A 9,024-nucleotide genomic window follows, 5' to 3' on the forward strand; every position below is an offset into this window, starting at 1 on the left:
GATCGATTGATGGCTGATACTCCGATCGTCTCGATCGCGGGCCTGAACAAATGGTACGGCGAGTTTCACGTGCTGCGCGACATCAGCCTCGATGTCGCGCGCAGCGAACGCATCGTGATCTGCGGGCCGTCGGGCTCGGGCAAATCGACGCTGATCCGCTGCATCAACGCGCTGGAGGAGTTTCAGGAAGGCCAGATCGTGGTCGACGGGATCGACCTCGGGCCGACGCTGAAGCACGTCGACGAGATCCGCCGCGAAGTCGGCATGGTGTTCCAGAGCTTCAACCTGTTTCCGCACCTGACTGTGCTGGAGAACTGCACGCTGGCGCCGATCTGGGTGCGCAACATCCCGAAGAAGGATGCCGAAGCGACCGCGATGAAATTCCTGGAGCGGGTGCGGATTCCCGACAAGGCGAATAAATATCCCGGCCAGATTTCAGGTGGTCAGCAGCAGCGCGTCGCGATCGCGCGGGCGCTGTCGATGAACCCGAAAGTGATGCTGTTCGACGAGCCGACCTCGGCGCTCGACCCGGAGATGGTCAAGGAGGTGCTCGACACCATGGTCGACCTCGCCGAAGAGGGCATGACCATGCTGGTGGTGACGCACGAAATGGGCTTCGCCCGTGAGGTCGCCGACCGCGTCGTGTTCATGGATGCCGGGCAGATCATCGAGGCGAACGAGCCGAAGGAATTCTTCGCCCATCCGCAGCACGCGCGCACCAAGCTATTCCTCAGCCAGATCCTGCGCTGAGGCCGGACGATTGGCGCTCTGCTATCTGATGATCGTCGCGCGCGACGTGTAGCGCTTGGCGCTGCTGACGGTGAACTGGCTGAATGTTTCGCGGATGCGCTCGGCCGGCGTCATCGCCTCGTCGAAGTCGCTTATCCCCGCCGCGCCTGGCGTGTGTCGCGGGGCATAAAGCCGGCTGTCGTACAGCGACCGATCGAAGCGGTAGCTGTCGTCACCGAACAAAGCATCTGAGACCAACAGCACAGCAACCGCCGCCACCAGCGTGGCGCCGAACGACCTGAACACGGACATGAGCCGACGCGCTCCTTGTTTTGCGCAAGGATCGGCCGGCGCCATGAAGTTTCAGTTTAATGCGCAGCGCCCCGTATGAGCACGGTTGGCGGCGGGTTAACGAGGTCGCTCAGGATGTCGCGGCCGCGCCTGTATCCCTTGGCGTTCAGGCCTGCTCGAACGGCACCTGGATCGTGCTCTTGGTCTCCATCCAGTCCGGCACCGGGAGGTTCTTGCTGCGCATGAAGTCCGGATTGAACAGCTTGGACTGATAGCGGCTGCCGTAGTCGCACAGGATGGTCACGATGGTGTGGCCGGGGCCGAGATCCTTGGCGAGGCGGATCGCGCCGGCGACGTTGATGCCGCTCGAGCCGCCGAGGCACAGGCCTTCGTGTTCGAGCAGATCGTAGATCAGCGGCACCGCTTCATCGTCGGGGATCTGATAGGCGTCGTCGATCTGCGCGCCTTCGAGATTGGCGGTGACGCGGCCCTGGCCGATGCCTTCGGTGATCGAAGTGCCTTCCGACTTCAGCGCGCCGTTCTTGTAGTAATTGTACAGCGCCGAGCCCAACGGGTCGGCGAGCACGATGCGGACCTTCGGATTGAACTGCTTCAGGCCGAGCGATACGCCGGCAAGCGTGCCGCCGGAGCCGACCGCGGCGACGAAGCCGTCGACCTTGCCGTCGGTCTGCTTCCAGATTTCCGGCGCCGTGGTCTCGATGTGGGCCTGGCGATTGGCGACGTTGTCGAACTGATTGGCCCAGATCGCGCCGTTCGGCTCGGTCTCGGCGAGCTGCGCGGCGAGGCGGCCCGACAGCTTCACGTAGTTGTTGGGATTGGCGTAGGGGACGGCCGGCACCTCGATCAGTTCGGCGCCGCACAGCCGCAGCATGTCCTTCTTTTCCTGGCTCTGCGTGTTCGGGATCACGATCACGGTGCGGAAGCCGAGCGCGTTGGCGACCAGCGCCAGCCCGATCCCGGTATTGCCGGCGGTGCCTTCGACCACGACGCCGCCGGGCCGCAGCGCACCGCGCTTCACCGCATCCTGGATGATGAACAGCGCAGCCCGATCCTTCACCGACTGGCCCGGATTCATGAACTCGGCCTTGCCGAGAATGGTGCAGCCGGTCTGTTCCGACGCGCGCTTCAATTTGATCAGGGGCGTGTTGCCGATGGCGTCGACGACGTCGTTCTTGATGCTCATGCTGTCCGGCTGGTGACGTTGCGGGCCCTCAAGGTAAGAGACCGCGCGGCGCGAGACAAGGCACGCATGCCGCCGCATTGAGCAAACGCGGCGACCATGCAGCCGAGATCAGCCTGCCTTCGCGAACACCACTTGGCGGACGTCGATGTTTCCGGACAGGAAGCCGGCTTCGCAATACGACAGGTAGTATTCCCACAACCGGCGGAAGCGGTCGTCGAAGCCTTGCGACGTCAGCTTCGGCCACGCGGCGCGGAAATTGTCTCTCCAGGTTGCGAGCGTCTTGGCATAATCTTCTCCAAACACCCGCTCGCGCACCACCGGCACGCCGAACGTCTCGCCGAGCGATTTCAGCACGCCGGGTGAGGGGAGCATGCCGCCGGGGAACACGTAGCGCTGGATGAAATCGACCTCGCGCCGGTAAGTCTGGAAGAAGCGATCCTGGATAGTGATCGCCTGGATACCGACCAAGCCGCCCGGCATCAGCCGATCGCGCAACTGTGAGAAGTATTTCGGCCAGAATTCCTCGCCGACCGCTTCGATCATCTCGATCGAGGCGATGCGGTCATAGCGGCCGCGCTCGTCACGGTAGTCCTGCAGCCTGATCTCGACCTTGTCGGCGAGTCCGGCCTCGAACATCCGCTTCTGCGCGAAATCGCGCTGTTCCCGGCTGATCGTCAGGCCGACGAGGCGGACGTCGAAGGTCTTGGCGGCGTATTCGGCAAAGCCGCCCCAGCCGCAGCCGATCTCCAGCACCGACTGTCCCGGCCTGAGGTCGATCGCCTCGGCCAGCCGCTGATATTTGTTGATCTGCGCCGCGGTCAGATCGTGGGTGTGATCTTCGAACAGCGCCGACGAATACGTCATGCTCGGATCGAGCCAGGCGGAGTAGAACTCGTTGCCGATGTCGTAATGCGCGTAGATGTTCTTGCGCGCCTGCCGCTTGGTGTTCCGGTTGAACCAGTGCCGCACCATCTGCACCAGCCGCATCAGCGGATTGTCCGCCAGCATCGCCTGGATCATCTCGTGATTGACGCAGAACAGATACAGGAACTGGGTGAGATCCGGCGTATCCCACTCGCGGTTCAGATAGGCTTCGGCGATCCCGATGTCGCCGCCATTGATCAGCCGCGACGCAAACGCGTAGCTGTGCAGCCGCATCTCGGCGGCGGGGCCAGGTTCGGCGCCGCCGAGGCGGAAGCGGCGGCCATCGGGCAGGGTGACGTCGAGCGTGCCGCGCTGCAGCCGCGCACCGAACGCCAGCGCCATCCGGACCAAGCGCGGCAGATCGGCCACACGGTCATCGACGTTGTCGGGGGTCAGCGCTACTAACTCGGACATTCCAGTTCCATTGCTTGCGCCCAGCGGGACGGGAGCAACGCCGGGCTCATACTTTAGCTTTAGTGAGTATAAGCATCGTGACCGCCGGCTGCAAAGCCGGTCGGAGGCGGCGGCGACGCCGGACGCGGAACGAGCTTGGCGCCCTTGATCCACAGCCGCAGCGCTTCCCAATGGATCGCGGCGATCACTTTTATCGTCATCAGCGGTAGCGCGAGGAAAGCCTGTAGCAGCGATGCCGTCGACAGAACACGCTGCGTGCCTGCAAAAGTGGCAGCGAGCACGGGGCCGTCCGCGTCGGTCTCGAGAATCCGCAAGCGCACGATTTCGCCCGGCGGCACGATGCGGAAGTGATAGCGCATCGCCATCTCGATGAAGGGCGAGACGTAGAACAGCTTGTCCTGCTCCTGCCGCAGACCGGCGGGCCCGAGTTCGCCGGCGCTCACCGGCAGCACGTAAGGATGGATGTCCCCGAAGGTATTGCGGACTTCGTAGATCACCACAGCGAGGGCGCCGGAGGCGTCGTAGCAGAAATACACCGACAGCGGATTGAAGGTGTAGCCGGCGATCCGCGGATAGGTCAGCAGCAGCACCCGGCCGCCGCTGAGATCGACGCCCTTCGCCGCGGCGCTGGCCTGAGCGTAGGCGCGCAGCGAGGTGCCGTCGCGGGGGCCGTGATCGGTTTCATGGAAGCTGTACAGCGCGCGCCGGTTGACGCCGAACAGCGGCGACATCCGGTCGGCCTCATCTAGACGATCGAGATCGATCAGCAGCGACATCACCCGGTATTGGAAACGGTGCCCAACCGGCTTCAGCCGCGCATGCATCACCTCGCCGACATACAGCGACGCGGCCGCTGCGGGCGGCGCGCCGCGGGTCGAGGAGGTTGAGGCGGCGAGGGCGGCCATGGTTATTCGGCCGCTTCGCGGAATTCCGACGGCGGGCCGCGCCACGGCACCGGGGCGCCGAGATGTTCGGCGACCGCAAGACCCGAACGAAGCCCGTCCTCATGGAAGCCGTAGCCGGTCCAGGCGCCGCAGAACCAGGTGTTGCGATGGCCCTGGAGCTCGCCGACGCGGCGCTGCGCCGCAAACGCCTTGGCGGTGTATTGCGGATGGTCGCAGGCGTAGCGGCCGAAGGTCAGTTCGGGCGCGGGCTCGAACGGCGGGTTGAGGCTGACGAACAGCGGCTTGTCGGCATCGATCCCCTGCAGCCGGTTCATCCAGTAGGTGACGGCGACGTCATTGACCGGCGAGCCCTCGCGCTGCCAGCGCAGGAAATTCCACGACGCCCAGGCCCGCTTGCGCTTCGGCATCAGCCGCGGGTCGCGATGCAGGTACACCATGTTCGGCGCGTAGCCGATGCTGCCGAGGATGTCGCGCTCGATGTCGCTGGCGTCCGACAGCATCGCCAGCGCCTGATCGCTGTGGGCGCCGATCACCACGTGGTCGAACACGCCGAGGCCGCCGAGACTGTCGCGGACGATCACGCCCTTCGGCGAGCGCTCGATCGAGGTGACGGCGGCGCCGAGCCGCATGTCGTCCTTGAAGGCGCTGGTCAGTTTCTCGACATAGCGCGCGCTGCCGCCCTTCACGGTGCGCCAGATCGGGCGTTCGTAATGCAGCAGCCGATGGTTGTTGAAAAAGGCGACGAAATTCTCCGCCGGGAAATCCAGGATCTCCGACGCCGGCGCCGACCAGATCGCGGCGCCCATCGGCGCCAGATAATCGGTCAGCAATCGCGGCGCGAATTTGCGGCAGGTGAAATAGTCGCCGAGCGACAGGCCGGCGAGGGCGCCGGTCTTGAAGTCTTCGACGCTCCGCTCGTTGAAGATCAGGATATGGCGGAGCATCTTCAGATATGACGGCGACAGCAGATTGCGGCGCTGCGCGAACAGGCCGTCCGCCGTTTCCAGCCAGTTCGAGCCGCCGCCCTTCCATTCGAATCGTCCGGCGTCGGCGCTGACCGAAAAGCTCATGCAGCTTTCGACGGTCTCGACGCCGAGATGCGCGAACATCGCGGTGAGGTCGGGATAGTTGAGCTGGTTGTAGACGATGAATCCGATGTCGACCGGGATCGAGGTGCCGTCGTAATCGACCGTGACGGTGTGGCTGTGGCCGCCAGCGCGCAATTCGCGCTCATAGACTGTGACAGGATAGCGCTGGGACAGCGCCCACGCGGCAGCATTCCCCGCGATTCCCGTTCCGACGATAGCAACGCGCATTCCAAGCCCCCTCTAGCCCACCGGCGACCGAGTTACGGCATCCAGGCTCGAGAGTTTCAGCACGTCCGGCAGCGAAAAAATTCGAAGGGCGGGCAGGGAATCGTCCTCGGACGGCCGTATCAGCAGATGAAATCTTTGTAAGCTTTGCCGTATTCGGCGGGGCCGTCAAGCTGAGGGAACACCGATGGAATCGGGAGAATCGCACCGCCGAAGCCGGCTCAGGCGGCGGGATACCGGAAACAACTTGTCACTGAACGCGGCGATGACGGCCCTGTGCGTCGGCGTTTCCGCCCGTTACAATGGCGGCTGGCTTTCAAACAGCAGTCTTCCGTGATCGAGTTGCAAGTGACTGGCAGAGAACATCGTGCGCCGAAGTCGATCGTGGCGCGGCGTGCGCGGCTTTACGCCGCGCCGGGAGATGGATCGCGCCCAGCATGAGCACCACACTTCGCTACCTTGGCCGCGCAGCCCGACTGGTGGTGGCCTCGGCGCTGGTCGCTGCGTCCGGCGGCTGCATCCTCACGCAAGATCTGCCCGATCCCGCGCTCGACCTGCCGAATCGCTACAAGGCTGCGTCGCGCACCGCGGTCAAGAAGCCGCCGGCGCTGGATTGGTGGCGTGGCTTCCGGTCCGCCGAGCTGACGCAACTGATGGAAGAGGCGCAGACCGTCAATCTCGACGTCGCCGCCGCGGTCGCGCGTATCCGCCAAGCCGATGCGCAGGCCCGGATCACCGGCGCGGCGCTGCTGCCCAGCCTCAGCGCCAGCGGCAACGGCAGTCAGGTCAAGACCTCGGGCTCGAACATCTCCAACACCACGATCGCGGGCCGCCGCTACAGCACCTATTCGTCGTCGCTCAGCGCATCTTACGAGATCGATTTCTGGGGCAAGAACCACGACGCCGCGCTCGCGGCCGAGGAGACCGCCACCGCGAACCGGTTCGACCGCGACACGGTGATGCTGACCACGATGGCGAGCGTCGCCAACGCGTATTTCCAGGTGCTCGCCGCCCAGGACCGGATTCGCACCGCCGAAGGCAACATCAAGAGCGCCAGCCGGATTCTCGACGCGATCAAGCAGCGTCTCAAAGCCGGCACCGGCACCGATCTCGACGTGGCGCAGCAGGAGAGTGTGCTGGCGAACCAGCGCGCCGCGCTGCCGCCGCTGCGGCTGACGCTGGCGCAGAACGTCAACGCGCTGGCGACGCTGGTGGCGCGTCCGCCCGAGAGCGTGAAGATCGCCGGCGGTTCGCTGACGCGGCTGTCGTCGCCGCGAGTGACGCCGGGGCTGCCGTCGGATCTGCTGACCCAGCGGCCTGATATCCGCCGCCAGGAAGCGCAGCTTGCGTCCGCAACTGCGAATGTCGGCAGCGCGCGGGCGCAGTTCTTCCCGACCATCCAGCTCACCGCGCAGGGCGGCTATCAGAGCGCAGCGCTGGCGTCGTTGTTCACGCCGCAAGCGACGTTTTCCAACATCGCCGCGGGGCTGACGCAGCCGATCTTCGATGGCGGCCGCATCCAGGGCAATTTCGATCTGACCCAGGCGCAGCAGGAAGAGCTGCTGCAGACCTATCGCAAGACCGTGGTGTCGGCATTCGCGGATGTCGACAACGCGCTGGAGTCGATCAAGCAGAACACCGAGCGGCTGCGGCTGCAGCGCGACGTGGTGGCGTCGTCGCGGCGTGCGTTCGATCTCGCCGAGCAGCAGCTCCGCGCCGGCACCAGTGACATCGTCACCGTGCTGAATACGCAGCTCACGCTATTCCAGGCCGAGGACGCGCTGATCCAGACGCAGCTTGCGCGCTTCCAGGCGATCGTCAGTCTGTTTCAGGCACTCGGGGGCGGCTGGGAGCCAAAGATGGAAAGAACGGCCGATGCTCTTTAAGCCGGATGCGAAGGATACGTCCGGCGCCGGGCCCGGACGCAACGGTTGGGGCCACCGCCTGCGCCGCCGCAGCGTGTCGCTGCTGCTGGTCGTGGCCATCCTCGGCGGCCTCGGCTTCATCGCCTGGCGCGCGATCCAGACCAAGCAGGCGGAGCGGCGGATGCCGCCGGACCTCGCGGTCCCGGTGTTGGCGGCGACGCCGAAGGTTGCCGATGTGCCGGTGTATCTCGACGGCGTCGGCTCCGTGAAGGCGCTCGCTACCGTGACGGTGCGCGCCCAGGTCGACGGCAAGCTGATCGCGGTAAATTTCACTGAAGGCCAGGACGTCAAGGCCGGCGACGTGGTGGCGGAGATCGATCCGGCGATCTATCAGGCGCAATACGATCAGGCGGTCGCCAAGAAGGCGCAGGACGAAGCCCAGCTCGCCAACGCCCGGATCGATCTGGCGCGCTATCAGCAGCTTGCGGCCTCCAATGCCGGCTCCAAGCAGCAGGCCGACACCCAGAAGGCGACCGTGGCGCAGCTCGAGGCGCAGGTGCGTTCCGATCAGGCCGCGATCGATAATGCCGCGGCGACGCTGAGCTACACCAAGGTGGTGGCGCCGATCTCCGGCCGCGCCGGCCTGCGCCAGGTCGACAAGGGCAACATCGTGCACGCCTCGGACTCCACCGGCATCGTGGTGCTGACGCAGCTCAAGCCGATCGCGGTGCAGTTCAGCCTGCCGCAGCAGCAGATCGTCCGGGTCAATGCCGCGGCCGCCGAAGCGCCGCTGCCGGTCGACGTGTTCGGCAATGACGGCGTCACCGTGGTCGACACCGGCATGCTGAAGGGGATCGACAATCAGGTCGATCAGACCACCGGCACGGTGAAGCTGAAGGCGGAATTCCCCAACGCCAAGCTGCAGCTCTGGCCGGGCCAGTTCGTCAACGTGCGGCTCAAGGTCGACACCTTGAAGCAGGCGATCGTGGTGCCGGTGTCCGCTGTGCAGCGCGGCCCCGCCGGGACGTTCAGCTACATCATCGGCGAGGACAACACCGTTCATGCCCGCCCGGTGAAGGTGACGCAGCAGAACGAAAGCGAGGCCGTGGTCGCCGAGGGGCTGACGCCGGCCGACCGGGTGGTGACCACCGGCTTTGCCAATCTGGCCGACGGCGCCAAGGTGACGATCGGCGATGCCAGCCAGATTCCGACCGCCGATCTCGCTCCGCAGAAGCGCCGTCGTCCGCCGGGTGCTCAGGGCCAGGGAGGCAACGAAGCCGGCGAGGGGCAGGGCAAGCGCCGCCGCGGTGAAGCCGGCCAGCAGGCACCGGCCGCAGGCGGAGCCCCGTCGTCGGGTGCGCCCAAGGCGCCCTGACGCG

General features: G+C 65.5%; 8 protein-coding genes. 3 read left to right on the forward strand and 5 right to left on the reverse strand.

Annotation, left to right across the window (positions count from 1 at the left end; genetic code table 11):
• The first annotated feature begins 9 nt into the window (after nucleotides 1-9).
• Nucleotides 10-750, forward strand: a complete 741-nt coding sequence (locus RPPS3_RS13390; protein ID WP_107344547.1) for an amino acid ABC transporter ATP-binding protein — start codon at nucleotides 10-12, stop codon at nucleotides 748-750.
• A 21-nt stretch (nucleotides 751-771) separates the two neighbouring features.
• Here RPPS3_RS13390 and RPPS3_RS13395 read toward each other — a convergent pair whose 3' ends face one another.
• From RPPS3_RS13395 to RPPS3_RS13415, 5 genes are all read right to left on the reverse strand, one after another.
• The gene (locus RPPS3_RS13395; protein WP_234819951.1) at nucleotides 772-1,086 is read right to left on the reverse strand and encodes a hypothetical protein; all 315 of its coding nucleotides are present in this window, start codon (nucleotides 1,084-1,086) and stop codon (nucleotides 772-774) included.
• Nucleotides 1,087-1,186: 100 nt separating this feature from the next.
• Entirely contained in the window at nucleotides 1,187-2,224 is a 1,038-nt protein-coding gene (locus RPPS3_RS13400; RefSeq protein WP_107344549.1) for a cysteine synthase A, read from the reverse strand.
• A gap of 108 nt (nucleotides 2,225-2,332) precedes the next feature.
• Nucleotides 2,333-3,562, reverse strand: coding sequence for an SAM-dependent methyltransferase (locus RPPS3_RS13405; protein WP_107344550.1), 1,230 nt, complete (start codon nucleotides 3,560-3,562; stop codon nucleotides 2,333-2,335).
• A 59-nt stretch (nucleotides 3,563-3,621) separates the two neighbouring features.
• Nucleotides 3,622-4,467 carry a DUF1365 domain-containing protein gene (locus RPPS3_RS13410; RefSeq protein ID WP_107344551.1) on the reverse strand — a complete coding sequence of 282 codons (846 nt, stop codon included), beginning with the start codon at nucleotides 4,465-4,467 and terminating at the stop codon, nucleotides 3,622-3,624.
• Nucleotides 4,468-4,469: 2 nt separating this feature from the next.
• Entirely contained in the window at nucleotides 4,470-5,783 is a 1,314-nt protein-coding gene (locus tag RPPS3_RS13415) for an NAD(P)/FAD-dependent oxidoreductase (protein WP_107344552.1), read from the reverse strand.
• 434 nt (nucleotides 5,784-6,217) lie between these two features.
• Here RPPS3_RS13415 and RPPS3_RS13420 point away from each other — a divergent pair, with 434 nt between their 5' ends.
• Both RPPS3_RS13420 and RPPS3_RS13425 read left to right on the forward strand, forming a co-directional pair.
• On the forward strand, nucleotides 6,218-7,666 hold the full coding sequence (locus RPPS3_RS13420; RefSeq protein ID WP_107344553.1) for an efflux transporter outer membrane subunit: 1,449 nt from the start codon (nucleotides 6,218-6,220) through the stop codon (nucleotides 7,664-7,666).
• Nucleotides 7,656-9,020, forward strand: coding sequence for an efflux RND transporter periplasmic adaptor subunit (locus tag RPPS3_RS13425; protein WP_199852139.1), 1,365 nt, complete (start codon nucleotides 7,656-7,658; stop codon nucleotides 9,018-9,020). The genes RPPS3_RS13420 and RPPS3_RS13425 overlap by 11 nt, the downstream gene beginning before the upstream one ends.
• The last annotated feature ends 4 nt before the right edge of the window (nucleotides 9,021-9,024 follow it).

It is taken from the genome of Rhodopseudomonas palustris, assembly GCF_003031265.1.
GTDB classification, from domain to species: domain Bacteria; phylum Pseudomonadota; class Alphaproteobacteria; order Rhizobiales; family Xanthobacteraceae; genus Rhodopseudomonas; species Rhodopseudomonas palustris_H.